The sequence below is a fragment of the Candidatus Poribacteria bacterium genome, from assembly GCA_026702755.1.
In the GTDB taxonomy this organism is placed as follows: Bacteria; Poribacteria; WGA-4E; order WGA-4E; family WGA-3G; genus WGA-3G.
Genome location: JAPPBX010000102.1, coordinates 64029 through 88401, shown reverse-complemented (window position 1 = coordinate 88401; position 24373 = coordinate 64029). Strand labels below are relative to the sequence as shown.

At 48.1% G+C, this 24373-nt stretch carries 14 protein-coding genes; 9 read left to right on the top strand and 5 right to left on the bottom strand.

Features of this window, described 5'->3' with window-relative positions:
- Positions 1-95 precede the first annotated feature (95 nt).
- A complete protein-coding gene (locus OXH39_20560; GenBank protein MCY3552859.1) occupies positions 96-371 on the bottom strand; it encodes a hypothetical protein in 276 nt (91 codons plus the stop codon).
- Between the two features lie 1020 nt (positions 372-1391).
- Here OXH39_20560 and OXH39_20555 point away from each other — a divergent pair.
- The 7 genes from OXH39_20555 (at position 1392) to OXH39_20525 (ending at position 8848) form a co-directional block, all read left to right on the top strand.
- The gene (locus OXH39_20555) at positions 1392-2177 is read left to right on the top strand and encodes a LamG domain-containing protein (GenBank protein MCY3552858.1); all 786 of its coding nucleotides are present in this window, start codon (positions 1392-1394) and stop codon (positions 2175-2177) included.
- A gap of 152 nt (positions 2178-2329) precedes the next feature.
- A complete protein-coding gene (locus tag OXH39_20550) occupies positions 2330-3109 on the top strand; it encodes a LamG domain-containing protein (GenBank protein ID MCY3552857.1) in 780 nt (259 codons plus the stop codon).
- A 179-nt stretch (positions 3110-3288) separates the two neighbouring features.
- Positions 3289-4305 carry an NAD(P)-dependent oxidoreductase gene (locus OXH39_20545; GenBank protein MCY3552856.1) on the top strand — a complete coding sequence of 339 codons (1017 nt, stop codon included), beginning with the start codon at positions 3289-3291 and terminating at the stop codon, positions 4303-4305.
- 60 nt (positions 4306-4365) lie between these two features.
- Positions 4366-5325, top strand: a complete 960-nt coding sequence (locus tag OXH39_20540) for a hypothetical protein (protein ID MCY3552855.1) — start codon at positions 4366-4368, stop codon at positions 5323-5325.
- A 217-nt stretch (positions 5326-5542) separates the two neighbouring features.
- Entirely contained in the window at positions 5543-6196 is a 654-nt protein-coding gene (locus OXH39_20535) for a hypothetical protein (GenBank protein MCY3552854.1), read from the top strand.
- Between the two features lie 157 nt (positions 6197-6353).
- Entirely contained in the window at positions 6354-7028 is a 675-nt protein-coding gene (locus OXH39_20530) for a hypothetical protein (GenBank protein MCY3552853.1), read from the top strand.
- A gap of 701 nt (positions 7029-7729) precedes the next feature.
- Complete coding sequence (locus OXH39_20525) at positions 7730-8848, top strand: quinolinate synthase (protein MCY3552852.1); 1119 nt, start codon at positions 7730-7732, stop codon at positions 8846-8848.
- 137 nt (positions 8849-8985) lie between these two features.
- Here OXH39_20525 and OXH39_20520 read toward each other — a convergent pair whose 3' ends face one another.
- From OXH39_20520 to OXH39_20505, 4 genes are all read right to left on the bottom strand, one after another.
- A complete protein-coding gene (locus OXH39_20520) occupies positions 8986-9969 on the bottom strand; it encodes a PorV/PorQ family protein (protein MCY3552851.1) in 984 nt (327 codons plus the stop codon).
- 171 nt (positions 9970-10140) lie between these two features.
- Positions 10141-19536 (bottom strand): Ig-like domain-containing protein, encoded by a 9396-nt coding sequence (locus OXH39_20515; protein MCY3552850.1) that lies wholly within the window; start codon positions 19534-19536, stop codon positions 10141-10143.
- 397 nt (positions 19537-19933) lie between these two features.
- On the bottom strand, positions 19934-20944 hold the full coding sequence (locus OXH39_20510) for a Gfo/Idh/MocA family oxidoreductase (protein MCY3552849.1): 1011 nt from the start codon (positions 20942-20944) through the stop codon (positions 19934-19936).
- A 173-nt stretch (positions 20945-21117) separates the two neighbouring features.
- Entirely contained in the window at positions 21118-22086 is a 969-nt protein-coding gene (locus OXH39_20505; protein MCY3552848.1) for an Ldh family oxidoreductase, read from the bottom strand.
- Between the two features lie 172 nt (positions 22087-22258).
- Here OXH39_20505 and OXH39_20500 point away from each other — a divergent pair, with 172 nt between their 5' ends.
- Together OXH39_20500 and OXH39_20495 are read left to right on the top strand one after the other, a co-directional pair.
- Positions 22259-22666 carry a hypothetical protein gene (locus tag OXH39_20500; protein MCY3552847.1) on the top strand — a complete coding sequence of 136 codons (408 nt, stop codon included), beginning with the start codon at positions 22259-22261 and terminating at the stop codon, positions 22664-22666.
- Positions 22667-22766: 100 nt separating this feature from the next.
- On the top strand, positions 22767-24335 hold the full coding sequence (locus OXH39_20495) for an NAD(P)H-hydrate dehydratase (GenBank protein MCY3552846.1): 1569 nt from the start codon (positions 22767-22769) through the stop codon (positions 24333-24335).
- The last annotated feature ends 38 nt before the right edge of the window (positions 24336-24373 follow it).

Genomic DNA, 24373 nt, shown 5'->3' with positions numbered 1-24373 from the left:
CACACACATTAAAACTGTCTTTCGATAGAATATTAATGATTTATGAAACACCCTCATTTAAATTCTCCTATTACATAGTGTTAAATTTGAAAAAATCAAATTGTGTTGATGTGCCTAAGTACATGCACCAATCCCACTGCAGTAGCAGTAGGGATACGACGCGCGGGATTTGGTATGTGCCGCGCAGGGTTCGCGTCACTCACGCCTCGCGGTTTCAAGGCAGTAGGCGCGAAGACTGTTCGCGGGTCAATTCCCGCATTTCGTGGCAGGCGGAGTTGCCTGCTATCAGTTTGATCATAATTAACAATCGTGAATTGTGTGTCCGCAGATAATGGCTTGCCAGAGCCAGCAAAGTTAAACAGATTTAGCACCTTGGGGTATTTTCCGGCTTGGGAATCCAAGGTGCTGCGTCGGACACAGGTTACTGGATAGGACGGACGCGAAAAGAAATACCCAGCAAGAAGCAAGCACAGAAGTGCCTTCTCTACTGGTTGGGTTCGCGTGCGTCTTATTAGAAATGGTATAAGTGGATTAGTGGTTACCCTTACCAAGCGGGCAACGATGGAACAAAGGTTGGATAAAGTTAACTCACAGTTAAATCGTGGCGGGGGGGGTAAAACGGATAGTTAATATTGATAACGCGACGTAAGGCAGCACAAGGGTTCACTACCGCTGACGTGTCAAGGCCGCATCGGACATCTTGACTAACTACTTTTTTTAACTGAAAGTTAACAATTCGGTTATTCATGGTCGTTTGTCGTCCTTGGCAATTTTCGCCTATAGGACATAACGTTCATATCTTTTGGTTACCGTAACGTAACTATGGGGCGTTACGGTACAAAACCCGATGTCTGTATTCAGTATACCAGAAACACATTCGGGAGGTAACTTTTTTCAAGTTACCATAAATTATACACTATCTGAACCTTAAATGTCAAGATTTTTTCATTTTCGCGTGTATAATATCACAAACACACTTACTTCGTCAAGTCTTTTTTTAGGTTCCAGTGCAAATTATAGGTCATCCATGGAAAAATTGTCAAGTTTTTTTAATTATATCACACAAGCATCTGTATTGCAAACTTTTTTAAATCTCCACAAGATGAGGCGTGTGAAGTAAAACAACTTGTTTTTTGGAATAAAATTTTCTGTATTGAGACAAAAACGAAAATCTGTTAGTATATCATGCAAGAAGAAAAAAACAACTATTGTTTTTGCTTTTTGAACTTCGGTATAATTTTAGACTGTTTTCACTTTTCAACTATAGCAAAATCTATAATTACTTGGACATTGCAAGAGGCGAGGATACAATCCTCGCCAGCGGCGATGGAGATTTCCGCTTCTATTGAAACGTCAACTTAATTCTATAATTTACTATAAAAGGAGACTCCATGAAACTCTTTTCAACAATCACACTCTGTTTACTCTTATGTGTGACGTTTTCTCACGCGGACCTAATGGAAGGACTCGTCCTATACATGCCACTTGATGAAGGTTCCGGTACTGCGACCCAAGATTTATCCGCAAACGGGTTTGAGGGTGAGCTAAAGGGCAATGCAAAATGGATTGATGGGAAGCACGGAACGGCACTGCAATTTGCGGCTTCAGCAGATCACGTTCTCATTGAAGACGATGCTGCCTTTCATATAGAAGGAGCAATCACACAAGCAGCATGGGTGCAGTTGGATCGGCTTCCAAGCGCGCACGCCATTATCTTCGGCACTCGACAGGGCGGTGCAACCCGACATATCGGCTTTGGATTCGGCATGAACCCAGCGAACGGTATCAAAGTTTGGACTAATGGCGCAGCCGGTGGATTCAAAGACATCAACGACAACGAAACAGCACTCGAAACAGGCAAGTGGTATTATCTCGCCTACACCCACACGGATGATAATAGCGGCTTAGTGGAGATCTACGTAGACGGCGAAGTAACACACTCCGAGGAGTCTGGCAACCCAGTCGCGCCTGCACAAAATACGAGCGCGGTGCAAATCGGCACTTGGAGCGGCGAAGCATGGACAGGGAGCGTTGATGAGGTGCGGCTCTGGAATCGCGCGCTTTCAGCAGATGAGATCAAAGCAAGCATGAACCAAGATGCTGCATCATTCCTGACACCGGTAGAGCCACAAGGCAAACTCGCCACATCTTGGGCGAACATTAAGTCGAACAGATAACTTAACTTCGGCTTATCGAAAAGACACATATATTGTTGCTGGCGGGGTTTGAAACCTCGTCAGCAACCAATAATCAGCAAATAACTTGTTAACGAACCATCAAAACCTCTAAAATTTTAGGCTCTCTGTTTAAAATAGAAAAGGAGATAACGATGAAAAGGGTGTTATTTTGGTTAGTTTTTTGTACTGTTCTCGCGCTTTCAGCAAACGTTGAGGCAATTCGGAATGATCCAGATTTGCTAATCTACTACTCCTTCGACAAGGATGAAAAAGAGGTTACAGACGATAGTGGTAACGGGTTTGACGGCGAAATCTCAGGTGCAGAATGGAGTAAAGATGGTAAACTTGGCGGTGCAATGGAATTTGATGGCGGAAGTGCTATTAAAAGTCCACCAGAAGTCCCGGGGTTGACAGACGTTGAGTTAGCAGAGATGACCGTGGAACATTGGGTGATGCTTAGCGCAATCACCGGTGACACACAGCAAGTTTGGGAAGCACTGAATACAGCGGGCGCATGGCCCGCCGAAACCTTCATTGAAGGCGCAGGGGAGATGGTATTTTACATCTACGACACCAAAAATACGGAGCATCGTACAGCAATTCCCGAACTTCCAGTCAAAAAGTGGGTGCATATCGCTGGCACTTATGACGGTAAGGTCCAAAAGTCTTATTTTAACGGTAAAGTTGTAGCGGAAGAGGCGTGGAGCGGAAAGTTTACGATCTTTGCCGCACCGACGGGTGCCATCGTTCTGGGTAAGGACAATGAAGCAGATATTCAACATCTCAATGGTTTTATTGACGAGTTCGCGTTTTATACCCGCGCATTGAGTGAGGATGAAATTAAAGCCGACATGAATAATGGCGTTTTATTCGCCGTTGATCCCAGAGAAAAACTAAGCACTACGTGGGCAAACATCAAGGCTGAGTATTAATTAAATCGAGGTTAGACACTCCTCCTACAAGTGTTACTCGGCGCGCTTCGCTTACCTTTCTTTCTTTCGGAAACTGCTGAAGTCGTTCTTACAGCGAAAAATTTTGAGCGCAAAAACCGCTTCCTCTGTTGTCCGAAAACGAGTAAAACTCAATTGTTAAAAATGTTAAAAAACCCTTGATAAAAACAGAAATCCAACTGGAATCACGACTATCAGAACCGACAGACGAGGTGATAGCGTCAATCGCTGCACTGGAAGGGGATATCCTCATTCTCGGTGTCGGTGGAAAAATGGGGCCGACACTCGCCAAACAGGCAAAACGCGCAATCGATTGTGCGGGTATTACCAAAAAGGTTACCGGTGTCTCTCGTTTTTCGGCTCCAAGGCTGCGCGAAGATTTACATGAAGCCGGTATCGAAACGATCACTGCTGACTTGCTCTCGGAAGAATATCTGCAAAATTTGCCTGACACTCAAAACGTAATTTTAATGGCAGGCAGGAAATTCGGTTCAACAGGCAACGAGCACCTGACATGGGCAATGAACAGTTATATGCCGGGACGTGTAGCGGAAAAATTTAAAGATTCTCGGCTGGTCGTTTTTTCAACAGGAAATGTTTACCCACTGACCCCAGTCTCTCACGGCGGTTCAACTGAGGATTCATCCGTTTCCCCGATTGGCGAATACGCGCAATCCTGTCTGAGTCGTGAACGAATATGTACCCATTTTTCACTGCAATACGGCACACCGATGGCGATCCTACGTTTGAATTACGCGATTGACCTCCGCTACGGGATATTGTTGGATATCGCCGAAAAAGTTTATACTGAGGAATCAATTTCCCTGAAAATGGGCAATGTAAACGTAATATGGCAAGGGGACGCTAACGCGATTGCGTTGCGTGCTTTCGCACACTGCCAAAGTCCACCCTTGATTCTCAACGTAACGGGTCCAGAGACTGTTTCTATACGCTCCCTTGCGTCGCGTTTCGGAACACTCCTCAACAAATCGCCGATTTTTGAGGGACAGGAGGCAGAAACAGCACTGCTAAGCAATGCCTCTCAATGTCATCGACTGTTTGGATACCCGCGTGTCTCTTTAGAACAGATGATTGAGTGGATGGCAGAATGGGTTCGGATAGGTGGCACCACACTCAGGAAACCGACCTACTTCGAGGTCCGCGACGGAAAATTCTGATAACGGCTATCGGTTTTAACTGATAACTGACAACCGATAACTTAAAAAAATAGACAAAAAATGCGAATTCTGTTAACATATCAGAGCAGTGTTTTTGTGATGTTCGCGCTTTTAATTGGGAGTGCTTTGTGCCAGTCGCATCCACCAGCGATTATCGCGTTTGCTTCGGATGTGAGCGGGGACTGGGAAATCTACCTAACAGATACAACCGGAAAGCAACCGGCGAATCTCACGCGTAACCCTGCAGCGGATTACTACCCGACATGGGCACCTGACGGCACGCAGATTGCCTTCTTTTCCCGGCGCGATGGGAATCATGAAATTTATGTGATGCAGGCTGATGGAACCAATCAGCAACGGTTGACACACCACCCTGCAACGGATAAAGCACCGGCTTGGGCTCCTGATGGCAAACGCATCGCTTTTACGTCAAATCGCAATGGGCATTTCAACATCTATCTGCTCCATCTCGATAATGGCGAGGTAATTCACCTCACCGAAAATCCGTTTCAAGATGAGGCACCCGCTTGGGCACCTGATGGAAACACCCTCGTTTTCCACTCAAAACGGGAACTCAACTGGGATATATACGTGGTCAATGTCAACAGTCGGGTGGAACAGCGACTAACACATCAACCGCTAATGGATACCTATCCAGCGTGGGCACCCGATGGTAAGCAGATTGTGTATGCCGCTATGCATCAAGAGGCAGAATTCGCTGATTTCGACTTGTACATCATGGATGCAATTGATGGCGAAAATAAACAGGCTCTCACTGACACACCAACAGATGAGGCTGTTCCAGCGTGGGCACCTGATGGAGACACCATTGCCTTCCAATTCGAGAAGGACGGTAGATGGGTTATCCATCTCATGCGTGCCGATGGAACCGACCGACGTGAATTGATTAATAACGGTGCATGGGCAACGCAACCAAAATGGACAAGTAGTTCGGATGCGCTGCCGATAGCACCTTCAGCGTTACAGATTCAACTCTGGGGCAAAATCCGAACCCCATAACAAAATAGTCATCAATTATCGGCTGTCCGTAAAGAGGCACTTTTGTAACAATATACTCAAATTTTGCCCAGATGCGGAAACCAAATTTGTTTTTGCCCAAATTTGTTTTTGCATTATATTCTTGACCTACTCCAAGAAGCGGTAAATTGTTACATGAAAACCTCTTCACTGATCACTGATAACTGACAGCCGACAACTGATAAAAAAGGAGATTTTTATGCATTTCAAAACTTTAGTGTTAGGAACACTTTTTATATTCAGTTTACTGCTAACAAGCGGTATAAGCTACGGCTATGAGCGGGCAATTGAGGCAGAAATGGCGGATACGATCGAAGCACCGATGGAAATCGCCGATGATGCGAATGCTTCCGGTGGACAGTTCGTGTGGATGGAGGGGCCGCCGGTTACAGGCGGTGGTGGTGAAGGCTGGGTAGAATACAACCTGCCTATCCCGGCACCCGGTACCTACGCGCTTTGGGGAAAGGTCCTTGCCTGGGACGGAAATAGCGATTCCTTCTGGGTAACATGGCAACCCGCCGATCCAGATGAAAATGCCCAAGAAACCCAGAACACCGAATTCCGCTGGGGTGTCGCACAAGGTGACGAGTGGCATTGGGACCGCATCAATCACTGGTTAGATGGCGGTACTTTTGATCGGGAATGGGAGATCGAGGAAGCTGGGAATACAACGCTCCGTATCGCAGTCCGGGAAGATGCCACCATGTTAGATGTGATCTTCATCACCGACAATCTTTCTGCAGACGAAGCGGAAGTAGGTCCCCGTGACCCGATTCCAGCAGATTCCTTAGTACCTGTTGAACCACAAGATAAACTCGCCACAACATGGGCAAAGCTCAAAGCGAGAAGATAGTTAATAGCCATCAGCAGTCGGCGGTTGGCAGTCAGCAAGAGGAGAAATAGAAGGGAGAAAGGCTTAGAAGATTAGGGCACCGATTCTCCCATCCAGTTTCCTTCCAGCCACGTGCCAATAGCCGACAGCTGACAACCATTAAGAAAGGAGGTTTGCGATGAAATACGGAATAACATTGACACTGATGATACTGGGGCTATTCTTATGCGGGATTGCTGGACTTCATGCTGAAGTACAAATTGCCCTGGAAGCCGAGTTAGCAAACGAGATTGTAGACCCCATGATTATAGCGGACGATAAGAACGCATCCGACGGAAAATTCATCTGGATGGAGGGTGCCGCCGCCACAGGTGGTGGAGGTAGAGGCTATGCTGAGTTTATTATCAATATTCCTCAACCCGATACCTACGCGCTGTGGGGGCACGTCATCGCTTGGGATGGCAATAGTGATTCGTTCTGGGTGACTTGGCAACCCGCTGATCCCGACGAAGACGCGCAAGCAACCCAGAACACCGAGTTCCGCTGGGGTGTCGCACAAGGTGCCGCATGGCACTGGGACCGCATCAATCACTGGTTAGATGGCGGCACGTTTGACCGAGAATGGAAATTCAAAGAACCAGGTGAGACGGTGCTTCGTATCGGGGTGCGCGAAGATGCCACCATGATAGATGCCATCTTCGTGACAACTAATGTGAAAGCCACTGTGGCTGATCAAGCAGATGTTCGTCTCCCAACCGATAAAGATAGGAAAATCCAAGTCGAGGGGCTCGCCGTGGATGCAAAAGGGAAAGCCACAACCACTTGGGGTTCCCTGAAAAAGGCGTATCAATAAGAAATGGCGGCAGAACGGAAGAGTGGAAGACTGGAAGACTGGAAGCGCACTTCTTCCATCCTTCCCTCCTTTCTTCTGGGCTTCCACCATTCCAGCGAAGCCGTTCTATGGAATTTGGTGGCACATCATAAGTAGAACAGACAGCTTTCAGAGGCTTTTCGGGCATTAAACGGTTGTTCCGAAACACATAAGACTGTTCCCCATAAGCGTCGATACGCCATAGGTCAAATCCACGTTCAAATTGAACAACGCGATCAGGCGGGCCGAGACGAAGATGTAATTCCTCTACTGCCCGCTTGTCTCGTTTAACAAGCGTGTGTGTCACATACGCGAGGCACGAAAGAATCCCACCCAAGGCAATTTTCCCTCTTAATTTAACCGAAATACTTTCCGCAGCTGGTGCTAACCCCCAAATTAAGCATAGAATAAGCCCAATAGCACAAATTTTTCTTGATTTTAGACAAAAATTTTGCATTTATGTGACCTTTTGAATACATTAGGCTTGACAAAAAAAAATTTTGCGGGTATTCTAATAGGAATGAATAAAAAAAGAATCGCTATTCAGAACGTAGCCTGCGGGTTTCCTATTTAAAAATAGGCACAATTAGTCAGTTTCCCAGACTGCAAGCGCGTATGCCGGTTCCATGTACCAGCCATTTTGATTAGCGATCTACTTGGAGCGTGCCAGAAAAATGACTGTCATGCATTCTAAGGGAGAAACTCCCGACGCAACAGATGCCCCGAATTGTCCGACGGAATTGAGCCTTGAGGACGTTAAACAGGAATTGTACAACCGCCACCACCCAAGCTTAACGTTTCTCGATATAGAAGCTCACGCGAAAACCATCCACAGAATACGGACCCTGAAGCAGAAACATAACGTTGTGATGCTCGGTCACAACTATATGGAGCCACTCGTTTTCGGATTATCAGAAAAAGAGGAGCAGGGCGACTCACTCGGTTTGAGTATGTTCGCTGCGAAAACAGAGGCACCGTATCTAATCTTTAACGGTGTGCCGTTTATGGCGGAAACAGCGAAAATCTTAAGCCCGAGCAAAACAGTCTTGGTCGCAGACAAAACAGCAGGATGCTCACTCGCCGATAACTTTGGCGCAGAAGACGTCAAGAAGTTGAAAGCCCTTTATCCCGGCGCGCCGGTGATGATTTATGTGAATAGTTACGCCGACGCGAAAGCAGAATCGGATATCTGTTGCACGTCGGCGAATGCGGCACACATCGCGAAAACAATGCCAGGGGATACAATAATCTTTGTGCCCGATATCTTCTTTGCACAGAATTTGGAGGAAGAACTGAAGGGCGAGAAGAATGTCGTCTATCCCGGCAAAGACAACACAGCGCGCGGTGCAGTCTGTGAAGTCCACGAAAAATTTACACTTCAGGACCTTCTCGGAATTCGTGAATCGTTTGAAATCCCGAAAGGACACCCGCGTCGTAAACTTTACGCACACTGGGAATGCCGTCCGAATGTCCTACAAGAAGCAGACTTTTACGGCAGCACCAGCCAGATTATGAAGGATATAGCCGAACGCGTTGCAGCAAACCAAATTGAACGTGCCTTTGTCGCTTCGGAGTGTGAATTAACCTCGAATCTTGCACAAGAATTCCCAGATGTTCAATTCTGGACAGCCTGCTCAGTCCGATGCTCACACATGGCACAGGTAAATTTGGGTAAAATAGCGAACATTTTGGAGGCAATTGACCAAGACGCGGATCTCGACGAATATGAGATTACACTGAATCCCGAAACTATTGACAAAGCCCGCGCGCCAATTGAGCGAATGCTCGAAGCGAGTGTTTAATAGCCGTCAGCCTTCAGCAGTCGGCTTTCAGTTACGCTTTTGTGGCAGCCAGACTTCTTGTAGATGCCACAAGTCATCCGAAAACTACAACAAACATATTGATGGCTGATTGCTGAAGGCTGACTGCTGATTGCTATCTAAAAGCGCGTGATAAAAGAAACACGATGTGCATTGCCGACATAAGCGTCTGGGACAAAAGCGTAATCGAATTGGAAGTCGATATTCGCTAATGCGTCCTCACCGCTACGTCGTACCCCGACACCGAGCGATAACCCGTTGCTCGGATTCTCGTTCATTCCGATCTGGTATCCAAGGCGTGCAGCGACGCTATCGTAAAACCAGCGTTCTGCTCCGACGTGAAAACTCGGATTTGCATCAATGAGCGGGAGGTTGGCATCGGCGACGAATGCCCAAAGTTCACGCGGCGGCATTGTTTCTTCTGCTCCGTCCTCTACTATAGGCTGCTTCCACATTCTGTAAGCGACACCTGCCCGGACTGCCATCGGCAGGTTCTCCCCACCATCCAATACGCCGGCGTTTTGGACAGCAACCCCAATCCCAAGATGATTGTCAAACAAACGTAAGATCACACCCACATCTGCTGCAGCACCGTAGGCATTTTGAATGTCGAGCTGCTCTGAAATTACCTTTGCCGTGCCACCGATTGACACTGCTGTACCAAGCGGATAAGCGAAAGATAATCCCGTGGCAAAACCGCCGACCGTCACAGTACTATCGGGATCTTCTGTTGGTCCCTGCCGGCGTTCAATTTCAGTGAAACTGCCGAGGAAACTCGCGCCCCAGACAAGCCGATCTACTCGCTGTGCATATCCGATGGTTTGGTTGTTAATCTCTGCAAACGAAAAGTGTTGCATTGCAGTCAATTCTTGGTCGTGTACAGCGGTCAACCCTGCTGGATTCCAAAAAATAGTGTTAATGTCGTTGGCAAGTCCAGCAAAAGCACCTCCCATTCCAACAGGCCGGCTTCCCCCGTCAATTTTTAGGAAAGCAGCACCGGTTGTTCCTGCGCCATCATGGATACTCACCGCGTGTACGCATGGAGCAGTCGCGCTTACTACGAGAAGCACCATTATAATTAGACCGGTTCGCCTTTTCAGCATTATAAATTCTCCTTTGTAATCGGTTTCAGTTATCAGTTTTAATAGTTATCAGTCATCAGTTGTCAACCATCAGTTACAAGAGGGTTTTGTTAAACGATAACCTCTTAACTGATAACCGATAACTGAAAGAGAACGTACTCGTTCTCGTACTGAAAACTATTCCTCTGACAACTATTCCACGACCAGCACTTTGCCAACAACGTTCGCACGATTCCCCGCTGCATTGACAGCCTCCAAGCGGAAGATATAGAGTCCTCGTGCGACAGGAGTGCCCGCTTGGTTCTCCAAATTCCATTTCACCAACTGGTCATTACGCTGTCCCGACACAACATCAGGATACGTTTGCGAGAGTACCATGTCACCGCCCCAATCGTAGATGCTCAGTGTAAGTTCGATCGTGTCTCCAAGTGGAACGTTAACATCAAAGGAAAAGAACGCAACATCCCGTTTCGAGAGCCGAAGCGGATTTGGCCATCCAAAGGTCGTACCTCGGAAGGTGAGCGACACAGACATAGTATACGTACCAATGTCGTAAATGGCGTAATTCCCCGCATTGTCGGTAACTCGAACATCTAAGTCGTATTCACCAGAACGCGTTGGCAGGAAATCAATAGACCAGACGCTCCACGGTTCCTGTTCCGCATCGCTGTCATCAACAGCAGCGACTGGCTCAATAGGCTGCTTGTCGGGACCGGTACCAACGATTTCTACAAGCCACACGCCTGATGCCGGGACCGGAATCTCACCCTCACCAACCCGCTGCGTGCCTGCTGGATCAGAGGCTGTCCCTTCCAACGGTAGTGCCTTATCAGTTAGTTCGGTTTCACCACCATCGCTCGTTATAGCGGCAGTTGGTTCCGTCGTTTCATATAGAAATTCGGCGGTAATTGAGTCCGTTGGTGCGAATCCGAGGAGTTCGGAGTCGTTTCCGACACTGATAACCGTGATCTTATAAACCCCTTGGAGCGTGAGTCCATCGGATTTGAAAATGAGTGTGTCAACGCCGTTCTGCTGCGTACTGCCGGAGATTTCCGATCCGTCGGGACTCCTCACAGTAATCCTTGATTGCGCCAAGTTGACTCCTAACCCTGTGTCAAAGATATTTGCTTGGATGACGACACCACCCGTTGTGGAAACTGCAGTCGGATAATCCACCGCATTGATGTCAACAAGTAGTGGTAACTCATTGATAAGCAACGTGCTTTCATCAATTGTCGGTGGGTTGGTGTCATAGACGAAAACCTTTTGGTAGGGTTCATCGTCGTTTCCTGCGCGGTCTTTGGGGTTAATAGTGATTTTGTATTCACCATCTGCAGAACCGTTGTCAGCGAGTGGGACAGTGAGCCGGAAAGTGAGGTTGCCCTGTCCATCGTCAGATACCCGTCCTGAAATTTTCGTCGGGTTTGGCGAGAGGCGTTCAAAGGTTAGCCATTTCTCATCAAGGTTTTTCCAATCAATCCCAGACGTTTCATCGGTGAGATTGACACGAATCTCTGTCAGAGAATTATTAACCTCAGATTGTACAACGACGAGACTAATTACTTCATCAGTCTCAATCTCCGGTGACTGGGTGTCGTAGGTGAAGGTGAATCGTTGAACGCCACCGCTCCGCCCGGAGGCACTGATCGGTGTAAACTCAATGGTATAAACACCATCTTCGGATCCATCCGTTGCGAGTGGACGCACGAGATCATAGATCAGCCGGGTACTTGTTCGCCGTTGCTGTCCCGCAACGACTTGCTCAACATTGTTTAGTAGACGAAGCGTTGACAGGTGGTTTTCATCATCTGTTTCAAGTCTCACCTCTATCCGCTCAAGCTCCTCATTTGTAAAGGCTTCATCTTTCGGTGCTGTAGTCGGTTCTGTCGAAATGACGGTAGGCAAGCGTCTTGACAAGAGGAAACTCCGTTCAAAAACGGTTGCATTGCCATTGCCTGCTCGGTCAACAGCTTGGACACGAATGATATAACGTCCATCTGCAACAAGCTGATTCGTCGTAAGGGTTAACTTTGTTGCGCCGTCACTGACAAGTTCACCAGATATTTGCGTTCCATTCGGGTCAACCAAGGTTACCGTAGTCGTTGCCCAGTCGATACGACTACCCCCCTCATCATTGAGGGTTACCTGTATCTCTGTGACATCCTCGGTGAGTAGAGCACCATCACCAGGAACTGTGCTAACGAGGGTGGGTGCTTGGGTATCATAGATAATCAAATGTTCAACCGTATACGGATTTCCTGCTTTGTCTGCTAACGCAATAAGGACAGTGTATTCACCATCCATACTACCATCAAGTGGTAAGGGCTGATCAAGCGTGAGAAAGAGCTGGTTGTCGGTATCATTCGTGAGTTGCGCTGGTACCAAACTGCCGCTCGCATCGCGGAGACTAACTTGCTGATCCGATAGGATAAGGTCTGCGGGACCAACATCCGCGACAGTGAAGCGGAGCTGTGTCAAACTCCGACTGATATAGGAAACCGGTTGACTTAAGTTGATTGGGTCCGCGGCTATTATCTCTGGCTCTTGGGTGTCGTAAACAAACTCACGATAGATAGTGCTGCCTTGCCGTCCAGCTTGATCAACGGGTATAACGTATACGCTATACCGCCCATCCGTAGTGCCATCAGATGTAAGCCCTATCGGCTCCCAAACGATTACATTTTCCCCATTGGAACCTGCTGCACCGCGCACAATCGTGTTATTGGCATCCACCACCGTAATACTCGATCCTTCAGTTCCGAAAGATAATCCCGTCTCTGTTGGATCAACTAAGAACGCCCCAATGATCATATTGCTTGCGTTGACATAAGCGACATCACTGCTTTCTGTCGTCTCGGACTCACCGATCACAATAGAAGTCACACGTGGTAGGGGAATATCCAAAAAGAAGCGGTACGCAACAGGACCGGACGCGGCATTTCCTGCCACATCCCGCGGTGTGATAGAGAGCGTATACGAACCGATCTGTTCCAATTTCAAGAAATTGACGGTAACCTGAGACGCGCCATCATCTTGTAAAGTGAGCGGGAACTCAGATTCAATAGGCACCCCAGAGTCATCAGTTGCCCCAGATGGATCTGGCCCCATTAAGGTAATCTGGGTATTGGTGAAATCAATACGGGTCGCCTCTTCAAATCGAAGTGTGATACTGCTTATAGATTCCAAAATTTCGGCATTTCGATTCGGCACAAGTTCCACGGGTGGGTCAGTATTCACCATCACAGAAGAGAGATTTGGCACTTGAGAATCGTAAATGAAAATATGCGCCGAATCCGAACGATTCCCCGCCTTGTCAACAATACCTAACTCGACGGTATACTCACCATCAACACTTCCATCCTGAGCAAACGGAGACGATAGCGTCAGATAGAGTTGACTTGCTAACTCATCGAATGTCACGGTTGCTGGAACCGTAGTCCCTGAAGCATCTAACAACGCAATCGTCTGTGACTCCCATAACAAATCTGAAGGACCCACATCTGCAACCGTAAACGTCAACTGACGCAAATCGCCACTGATATAAGACACAGGTTGGCTCAACGTCAAAGGAGATGACGCTGTTATCTGAGGTGCCTCTGTATCATAGATAAACTCGCGAGAAACAACTTCACCACGCCTACCGGCTTTATTAATCGGGGTGATTTCTACGGTATATCTGCCGTCAACACTCCCATCGGCTGGCAGCGATAACGGATGCCATATCAGCTGATTATTACTTTCCACACGCATCTGGCCCGGCACTGCAGCACCTGAAGCACTCGTTACAACAACGCTTGAACCGCCTTCCGTTAAACCAATGCCCGTGTCATCCAAAAAAGTCGCTACTATCGTCGGATCGCTACCATTGATGAAAACAACATCACCCGATTTACCACCTATCATCACGGAACTCACACTTGGCAATGCCAAATCCAGCGCAAACCGGTAATCAACAGCACCCGGTGCAACGTTCCCTGCTACATCTTGCGCTGTCACAGACAGCGTATACATACCCACTTGAACCAACGGGAGAAAACTCGCTGTCAGACCCGTCGTGCCATTATCTTCCAACGTCAGCGGAATCGTTTCTCCACCCGGTCCCGTCAACGTAACCTGAGTATTCGTAAAATCAACGCGGGCCATCTCTTCGAATGCAAGCGTGATACTGCCTATAGATTCAGAAATATCAGCAATACCCCCCGGTATAAGCTCCACTGGTGTCTCCGTGTTTACCATCACAGATGAAGGATGAGGCACTTGGGAGTCATAAATAAAAGCATGCTCCAAATCCAAACGGTTTTCCGCTTTATCAACAATGCCTAACTTGACGGTATATTCACCATCGGCACTTCCGTCTTGAGCAAACGGAGAGGAAAGTGTCAGATAGAGTTGGTTCGTCAACTCGTCATAGGTCATGACTGATGAAACTGGATCCCCAGCAGCGTCAACGAGTATTACAGTTTGATCTTCCAAAACTAAATCCGCGGGACCCACATCTGCAACCGTAAACGTCAACTGGCTCAAAGCACCACCGACATAAGACACAGGTTGACTCAACGTCAAAGGAGACGACGCTGTTATTTGAGGCTCCTCTGTATCATAGATAAACTCACGATAGACGACTTCACCGCGCCTGCCTGACGTATCAACAGGCGTGATCTCTACAGTATATCTGCCATCAACACTTCCATCCGTCGGCAGCGATAGTGGTTGCCATATCAACTGATTACCACCTTCCATACGCATCTGACCCGGCACTGCAGCACCTGAAGCACTACTGGTTACGACGATGCTTGAACCACCTTCGGTTAGACTCATACCGGTGTCATCCGAGAAGATTGCTACTATCGTCGTATCGCTACCATTGATGAAAACAACATCACCTGACTTATCACCTATCATCACTGAACTCACACTTGGCAATGTTAAATCCAGTGCGAACTGGTAATTCACAGCACCCGACGCAAAGTTCCCAGCCACATCCTGTGCTGTTACAGACAGCGTATACACACCAACATCACGCAACGACAGAAAACTCGCCGTCAGACCCGTCGTGCCATTATCTTCCAACGTCAGCGGAATCGTTTCTCCACCCGGTCCCGTCAACGTAACCTGAGTATTCGTAAAATCAACGCGCGTCGTCTCTTCAAATTCAAGTGTGATACTACTTATAGATTCAGAAATATCAGTAATACCTTCTGGTATAAGTTCCACTGGAGATTCAGCGTTCACCATCACAGAAGACAGACGTGGCACTTGAGAATCATAAATGAAAATATGCGCCGAATCCAAACGATTCCCCGCCTTGTCAACAATACCTAACTTGACGGTATATTCACCATCAACACTTCCATCTTGAGCAAACGGAGACGAGAGCGTCAAGTAGAGTTGGCTCAATAACTCATCATACGTCAGTGTCCCCGGAACCGTATTCCCTGAAGCATCTAACAACGCAATCGTCTGCGATTCCCACAATATATCCGAAGGCTCTACACCTTCACCAGGAACTACATCTTCGATTGTAAACGTGAACTGACTTAAACCGCCACTGACATAAGAGACAGGGGCATTCAATGTTAGTGATGTCGCCGCTGTAATACGTGGCTCCTGTGTATCGTAAACGAACTGACGATAGAAGACATCACCCTGCCTTCCGGCGTTATCAATCGGTGTAATCGTAACGGTATAGCGACCATCCGCACTCCCATCAGTCGGAAGAACTATGGGAGACCACGTCAATTGATTCTCGCCTGTGGCTGTGGTGATACCGGGTGCGGGAATGCCGCTGGGGCTCGTGACAGCAATCGTTGAGCCACTATCGCCCAAGGCGACACCAACACCGCTCAAATCGGCGAAAGTAGCGACGATATTAGCAGCGGTACCGTTGACATAAACGATCGTCCCAGCCTTACCATCAATCAGAACAGAACTGACAAGTGGCAACGCTAAATCCAAAGTGAACCGGTAATCAACAGCACCGGGGGCAACATTCCCTGCTACATCCTGTGCCGTCACTGATAACGTATACATACCGACTTGAACCAACGGGAGAAAACTCGCAGTGAGACCCGTCGTGCCATTGTCTTCCAACGTCAGCGGGATCGTTTCCCCAGTCGGTCCCGTCAAGGTAACCTGAGTATTGGCAAAATCAACGCGCGTCGCCTCTTCAAATTCAAATGTGATACTGCTTACAGATTCCAAAATCTCGGTAATTCGATTTGGCACAAGTGCCACTGGTGGCTCAGTGTTCACCCTCACAGAGGAAAGAGACGGGACTTGAGAGTCATAAATGAAAGTGTATTCCGCATCCAACAGATTTCCGGACCTGTCAACAATCCCTAATTTCACGGTATATTCGCCATCCGCACTCCCATCTTGCGCGAATGGAGACGATAGCGTCAAGTAGAGTTGACTCGCTAACTCATCATACGTTAGAGCGGCCGGTACTGCAGTTCCAGAGGCACCCAGCAATTCAATCGTTTGCGATTCCCACAATATATCCGAAGGTTCTATACCTTCACCAGGAATTACATCTGCGACCGTAAATGTGAGTTGATTCAAACCACCACTGACATAAGAGACAGGGGCATTCAATGTTAGTGGTGTCGCTGCAGTGATGCGCGGCTCCTGCGTATCGTAAAGGAATTGACGATAGACGACATCGCCCTGCCTTCCGGCGTTATCAATCGGTGTAACCGTAACGGTGTAGCGACCATCCGCACTCCCATCTGTCGGAAGAACAATGGGAGTCCACGTCAATTGGTTTGTGCCAGTGGCTGTGGTGATACCAGGGGCAGGAATGCCGTTGGGGTTCGTGACAGTGATAGTTGAGCCACCATCACCTAAGGCGACACCAACACCGCTCAAATCGGTGAAATTGGCGACGATGTTAGCAGCGGTACCGTTGACATAAACGAGCGTTCCAGCCTTACCATCAATAAGAACAGAAGTAACTGCTGGCAAGGCGACATCAATCCGGAACCGATAGACGAACGGTGCCGCACTCTGATTCCCAGCGAGGTCTTGTGGCGTGATTGACAATGTATATTCACCGCGCTGCGTCAAGGCTTGGAAATTGAGTGTCAAAACGGCTTGTCCATTGTCAACTCGGTTGACAGGAATAACGGTCTCACCGGGTCCCATCAACGATACAACCGTCGCTCCAAAATCAACATCACCTGCCGTCTCATCAAACGCAACAGTTATCTGACCAACAGAGTCGGCAATATCTGTGGTGCGATCCTCAGCAAGCAGCGTTGGGGATTCGGCTGCCACTTGAACATTTTCAATCGTGGGAAATTGTGTATCTAAAACGACCCGGAATTCTTGTGTAAAACTTTGTCCTGTAAAATCGACAAATGTCGCAGTTACCGTGTATGTACCATCTGCGCTTCCATCACGTGCGATAGGTGTCCGAGCAGTCCAAGTTAGCAGGTTGCTCGCTTCATCACGCGTAAGATCTTCCTGTGCAATGAGAGCACCTTGAGAGTCTCTGACAGTCAGCATCGAAGCATCAAAATCAATCCCTGCACCAATATAACCAGTGATTTCGGCTGTAACCGTCGTCAAACTGTTGACTGTCGTAGTTGCAGGCATTGTCAGTCGGATTTCGGGTTCACGCTTTTGACTGATAAGGTAGAACTCGCGCACGGCAGTCACGGCAGTTGGGCCACTGTTGTTGCGTGCCCGGTCAGTAGGGGTTATTTCAATTCTATAGGTACCGTCGTCTGAACCGTCTAGGGCAATCGGTTCCGTGAGCGTCAGCGTGATTGTACCCGTGCCGTTACTCGTTATGTTCACAGGTACATCTACTTGTACGCCATTATCATTACGAGTGAGTCGGAAGCTGCTCTGAATGAAATCAATGCCGCTGGTTTTCTCATTGAGTTTCACCTCAACCTGTGATAACTCGGAGACAGTTTCATTGGCAGCTGGCATCGTAGAGATGAGCGTCGGTGGCTGCGTATCGTAGATAATCCGATAATTGTAAGTCCTGGTATTACCGAGGATGTCTGTCGCCTGAACATTGAGTATATAGCGTCCATCTTGGCTTCCATCTCGACTCACAATCGGTCTATCCAATATGTAGATTAGTGTATTACTATTTGTGCCAGGGAAAGACCTACCCCCAAGCGCATTGATGCCATCCTCCCCGGGAGTACCGAACACAATTCGAGGGACCCGTACCACAGAATCATCCCTGAATTCAACGACAAACTGGGTAAGTGGAAGTTTGTGGTAGATTGTGTCACCGATACGGTTAAATTTATCGGCCTCGACGGGTTCCTCGACGGGTTCTAGTGAAACAAGTTCCGGTGCAAGATTGTCATAGTGAAAACGCATCGTAAGAATTGAAGCATCGGCACCTTCTTTGTCAGGATCAGTAATCCGAATTTCATACTCACCGTCTTGAAGACCTCCTGTCGGTGACAAGGGTGATAGGAGCTGCAATCGAATTCTATTCGTAGAAAGTTGTGTCTGTTGCCCGGGTATCTGTTGAGGAGGATTCAATACAGTACCATCGGACTGGGTAACACGAAAAAGTTCAATGTTGAAATTAGGGGATTCAATGCCACTTCCAAGGTTATCTGCGAATGTCGCTTCAACATAACTTAACTGTTGGTTAACATAAGCACCAGGTGTAAGTCTCCCTCTGTTGGTGGCAATGCTTGTTGGTAAACTGGGTAGCTCATCACCAAAATCAAAGGTAAATTTCGTCTGGCTTTTTGAGTCATTACGGGCTTTATCAAACAGGGTAATCTCAAGTGTGTAGGTCCCGTTCTCAGAAACGGCATCCAGCGGATTTTCTAAAGTAAGGGTTAGTGTGCTGCCATCTGTGCCGTCGTCTGTGTAGTTGAAGGAACCCGCTACGGTAGTCCCGCGCTCATTCTTCAAAACGATATTCGATAAATTTGGACCGAAATCAATTGGACTCCCGTCATCTCGAGCCGGCGTTACTGTAATGGAAGAGATGGATGTCTCAATAACTTTGCCTTCGGTAATTTTAATAGTGTCATCCGCTTCAGTGTCATCGTCATCCGCTTCTATCTCGAAGATGCGAGGGGGAGTTGCATCCAAAATAATATCTGGTCCTGTCTTTACTCTATCGCCATCCTCTTCGCCTTCCTGTTTCTCTCTGTTGAGAACAACTTTAATGGTATATGGCCCGTCTGGAAGTTGTTGCCCGTTAGCACTTCCGTCCCAGAGGATGCGAACAGTCTCGTTTGGCAACACAGTCCCTTGAGCAATGAGTGCTCTATCCACATCACCCCTCGTAGCCGTAACAGTATACGGATCCCCATCTTCATCAGTTCTATCATCAACAGTGAAAGTAATAAGCAGCCTATCACGACCTCCCCTGAAAATCAAATCACCGCTTGCATCCACCGACATACTCGTCAGAGCTGCCCAAACGTTGGGAGTTATCATTAGGGCTGCGAGACAGATAAAAATTTGAAAAAAGAGAAAATTCACCACACCCGAGCGGATTGGGAATTTGGTGGAAGGGTAATCTCCACCATCACGTCGATTTCGACTTTTGTGTATCGACTTGCAAGTTACGCCATACATATTTTTATTTTTTGACACTCGTTTCTCCCTGCTTGTCGCGCCCCGAAGATCGTCAAACTCCGGCGATCCGCGTTAATTCACAGTTTTCCGGGACAGGTTCCGCACCCTGCCGCGGTGTCCGCACCCCCACGCCTCAAATACAATCAGAGGCATCCTGCAAACGCATTTTTTTGCACACGTGAACGCGCCTCTGGCGTTGAAAGGAGTGTGTTGACAATTTCTCCGTATCTATTCACTGATTTCAATTGTTTAATTTCACGTTCTTAGGGAACAGACGTGTGACAATCCCCTTTATTTTAGATTAGACGCAAAAATTTTAATTAGGTTGATAAAATTATAGAAACCCAGAGGAACACAATATCGCTACAGTGCGCGGTTGGTTGCAAACCGCGCTTGCAGCCTATAGACATAAGTTTTAGCCAATATCCCCATTAGCAACCATCGTCAACAGGGCGGAATCTTCCACTGTGAGCGGTAAATTAATCTTCGCACGCTCTCGGCTTGATTGATACGTAGCAAAAATGAGTTCAGTCGCCTGAAGTGCCTTGCGTCCGCTGAGCTCCGGCTCACGTCCGGTTTTTACACCGTGAATAAGATCAAGTACAGAAAGTGTCGTTGCGTCGCGCTCAGGAACCAAGCCGGTTAAGTCAGGCACTTCCCATCCGTCCCCATCCTCGCGGAGCATCCGCAACGGGGATCCACCACCACCAACATCAATGATGCCTTTCGTCCCGATGAGACGATTGCCGAAACCTCCTAAAGACGTACCACCCGTCGCAAGTAGACCTTCAACGCCGTTCTTCCAGCGAATCCACGAGACCCCACTGGTTTCAACCTGAACACCGAAAACAGTGTTTTCCCCCGCTACATCTATTTGACCGATAACCCAGTCAACAGGTTCGTCATTATTGTAGAAAAAGAACATGTCAAACCAGTGTGTTCCCCAATCAAGTAAATTCGGGCACGCGCCTTCAAGCCGCCGCAATTCACCGATCGCACCCTCGTTTGCCAAGCGTTTCGCCTTGACAAATTGGGCACCGAAACGACGTTGGTGACAAAACGTTATGACCACGTTGTTATCAACACACGCTTGATAGAGTTCTTTGGCATCGCCCCAAGTGGGTGCCATCGGTTTCTCGCAATGGATGGCTTTAATCCCGCTATTGGCGGCAGCGACGACCATAGGTTTATGGAGTTCAATCCACGTACAGACACTCACAAAATCAAGGGATTCTGTGTCCAACATTTCCTGATAGTCTTCGTAGGTGTTGGGTACCTCAAACTGCTCTGCGAAATCGTTTCGTGCATCTTCAACTGGGTCAGAACAGGCGACGATATCTACATCTGGAGAAGCTTGATACCCGCGTGCATGCGAGCGTCCACGTCCGCCACAACCGATAACGCCTGCTTTAAAAGTAGTTTCCATTTTTTAATTATTCCTTGCGGTTCGGTCAAGTGAATTGGTTAAATAACACTAATCGACGTATATCCGTCCTTCACTTCGTTATGGACTACGCGATTTTGAACTATACCGTCTTTTAACTATTCCTTGCGATTCGGTCAAGTTATTAACGGGCGAGATGACCTCGCCTACACAATCTAACACGTTAATTGATTTACAAGTGTGTCATCTAAATGGATGCCATCAGCAAGATGGATTTCCCTCTGACGGTACGCCCGTTCACCGGGGATGAGAATTTCCGTAACGCCGTCCTCCAATCGATTCTCTTTGACACGCGCAATAAGCGCGTCAACCTCTGCCTTGAACTGTGTCAATGGGACAAAACTTGTTGGGTCAATAGCGATAATAAGTAGACCGTAGTTTGTGCCGGGCGGTGGGATTGTCGCAGCGTTGACTAACGCACCGGCAAGGATTTGTGTGATGAGGGCAAGCCCAAACCCCTTATGTCCACCGAAAGGCCGAACGCTCCCCTTTAATGCCGCATCTGCATTCGTTGTAGGTTCACCATCCGGATCAAATGCAAGTCCTTCAGCGATTGGGGTGTCCCCCTGCATAGCAACGAGCAGATCTCCGTTGGTAATCGCAGCGGTAGACATATCGAATAGGAGTGGGACTGTGTTAGAAGGGATTCCAACGGCGATCGGATTTGTTCCCAAAATGGCTTCCGTACCGCCTTCAGGGGTAATTCGGGGCAAACAGTCCGCAAAGAGCAGCCCAATAATATCCGCTTTCCGAGCCATATCAACATAGTATCCTGCCATACCGCAATGCGACGTATTGTAAACACCTACAATGCTTGCGCCGGTCTGCTTCGCACGCCCAATTGCGAGTTCCATTGCTCGATACGCGACAAGATAACCGGGTTGGTTTCCACCGTTAACTCGGACGCACTGACCTTTCTCCTCATCAATCTGTATATCAGCCCGTTCGCCCTGTTCATAGCGGGTTTTAATCCCAGTTAACCGGATAAAGCCGTGCGTTTTTCGCCCACGGAGTTCCGCTTCCAATAAAATATCTGCAATAATGGTGGCATCCGTTGGTGGCATACCACTCTTTGTTAGAAAAGTCTCAGCGAGTTGTCGCGCATCAGCAATCGAAATATGCACGTTGTTACTCCATTTCTTCTGTATTATCTGCTTTTTAATTTTGATGTTGACGCTTGTATTTAATGCTGCTATACTTTAGCGCAAATCTGCCCGAAATTCAAGTCACTTTTTTATCTGTTACTGTAGGCGAGGTTCTTTTAACCACGCAGAAATACCCAAGGAGGGACTACAGATGGCGAATCAAAAGCACGACCTGGTTGAATACCCCATCCAAGATAATGTCCGATTAGAATCATACTGGCGTGACGATGCCGGTGGACGCGGTCCTGCGGCTTCCTTGTACGTTTATGACGATGAAATTATGCGCTTCGATTGCTTTGGCAGCGATAATGGGCACTGCCACTTCAACCTCCGGCAGACACGCGGTAGACGGTGGATGTACCCGGAAGGCACTTTCCAAGATCACATTCAACAGAGCCTGTTCGACCTCCGCACAAATTTGAACTTCTGTCTCCAAACCCATCAGGACGAACGGGTTCAAGAAGTACAAATAGAACAGGAGAACTTAGAACAGGCAACCCACCAAATGGAAGCCCACTTGTTAGTGCTCGCAGACAAATTGCAGCAGGACACCGCATAAAAATGCCAGCAGTAAGCGGGCAACGGAGGCTTGCGGAACTTATGTTAACACCGCAGTTAAACCAAACTGTTTGTTTCTCGCCTCGCGCAAAAATGAAAACATGAAAGTCGTGACCGCGGCGGAAATGCGTCGGATCGATCAGGACACTATTGAAGGCATCGGCATTCCCGGTATTGTTCTTATGGAAACCGCCGGGAGTGCCATCGTCCGAGCGATTAAACGACATTATCCCACATGCCAACGGATCGGCATCTTTGCTGGTAAAGGCAATAACGGCGGTGATGGAATCGTCATCGCACGCCAACTCGCCCACGTAGGGGACGACGTACGTATCTTCCTCGTCTCCCCACCAGATAGTTTCACCGGCGAGGCACAGATCAATCTTCAAATTGCGAAACGTTTAGGGTTACAAATTGAGGAAATCCTGACGGATACAGGGTTTTACGACACAGGGGATGCGCCTACTACCTTAGCGAGTTGTGAACTCTTTGTAGACGCTATTTTCGGCACAGGGTTGCGTGGTGCCGTGCGCAGCCCAATCGCTTCCATAATTAATGCTATCAATAGCCTACCTATACCCGTCCTTTCGGTCGATTTACCCTCCGGTTTGGATGCGGATACGGGACATCCATTAGGCACCTGCGTACAAGCGGATCGAACGGTAACGATAGGCTTGCCGAAAAGAGGTCTATTGATGCATCCAGGTGCTGAACTCGCTGGAAAACTGGAGGTCGTTGACATCGGCTTTCCGGAACAGGTCGTAGACACACAAGATATTAAGGTAAACTGGACAACGGCAACACAGGCATCACAATGGGTGCCACCACGTCCTTCCGCCTCCCACAAAGGGAGTTATGGGCGCGTCCTTGTCGTCGCTGGCTCTACAGGCATGACAGGTGCCGCCGCCCTCGCAAGCGAAGCGGCTTTGCGTGCTGGTGCTGGATTGTTGACACTCGCTACACCGAAACATCTCAACCCAATCTTAGAAGGTCTTCTGCCGGAAGTGATGACCTTACCACTGCCAGAAACCGAAGCGGGGAGTCTGGCAGTATCTGCGACTTCAGCCATTCTCGAATTTGCCGAAAAAACGAAATCTGTTCTCGCAATCGGTCCCGGACTTTCACAACATCCAGAAACAGTCTCACTTGTTCATCAATTGATACGCGAGAATCGGGAGCAAGGACTCAGTTTACGGATGGTCATCGATGCGGATGGACTGAACGCCCTCTCACAAGACAGAAACATCCTCTCATTACTCGACAGAGAGACGGTACTCACACCACATCCCGGTGAGATGGCACGGTTAACGGGTGCTTCAGTGTCTACATTAGAAAAAGACAGGATCCACACTACCCAGCAGTTTGCAAGCGAACACAGTTTAACGCTTGTCTTTAAAGGTGCACCTACCGTTAGCGCGGACGCAAATGGGGACGCGTGGATCAATTCCACAGGTAATCCCGGCATGGCAACAGGAGGCATGGGTGATGTTTTGACAGGTGTCATCGCTGGGTTGATGGCACAAGGAATTGCAAGCGAAACGGCAGCCGCACTTGGCATCTATCTACATGGATTAGCAGGAGACATCGTCGCGGAGAAACTTGGGATGCACGGACTCATCGCAAGCGATGTCTTACAGGCAGTTCCTCAAGCAATCGCTTCCTTGACCTGACATCATGAAACTATGGTCCTACAACTACAAAAATACTG

Excerpts from the sequence above, each read along its gene's own strand:
- OXH39_20555 (MCY3552858.1), top strand. The coding sequence starts at position 1,392 with ATGAAACTCTTTTCAACAATCACACTCTGTTTACTCTTATGTGTGACG.
- OXH39_20550 (MCY3552857.1), top strand. The coding sequence starts at position 2,330 with ATGAAAAGGGTGTTATTTTGGTTAGTTTTTTGTACTGTTCTCGCGCTT.
- OXH39_20540 (MCY3552855.1), top strand. The coding sequence starts at position 4,366 with ATGCGAATTCTGTTAACATATCAGAGCAGTGTTTTTGTGATGTTCGCG.
- OXH39_20535 (MCY3552854.1), top strand. The coding sequence starts at position 5,543 with ATGCATTTCAAAACTTTAGTGTTAGGAACACTTTTTATATTCAGTTTA.
- OXH39_20530 (MCY3552853.1), top strand. The coding sequence starts at position 6,354 with ATGAAATACGGAATAACATTGACACTGATGATACTGGGGCTATTCTTA.
- OXH39_20525 (MCY3552852.1), top strand. The coding sequence starts at position 7,730 with ATGCATTCTAAGGGAGAAACTCCCGACGCAACAGATGCCCCGAATTGT.
- OXH39_20520 (MCY3552851.1), bottom strand. The coding sequence starts at position 9,969 with ATGCTGAAAAGGCGAACCGGTCTAATTATAATGGTGCTTCTCGTAGTA.
- OXH39_20510 (MCY3552849.1), bottom strand. The coding sequence starts at position 20,944 with ATGGAAACTACTTTTAAAGCAGGCGTTATCGGTTGTGGCGGACGTGGA.
- OXH39_20500 (MCY3552847.1), top strand. The coding sequence starts at position 22,259 with ATGGCGAATCAAAAGCACGACCTGGTTGAATACCCCATCCAAGATAAT.
- OXH39_20495 (MCY3552846.1), top strand. The coding sequence starts at position 22,767 with ATGAAAGTCGTGACCGCGGCGGAAATGCGTCGGATCGATCAGGACACT.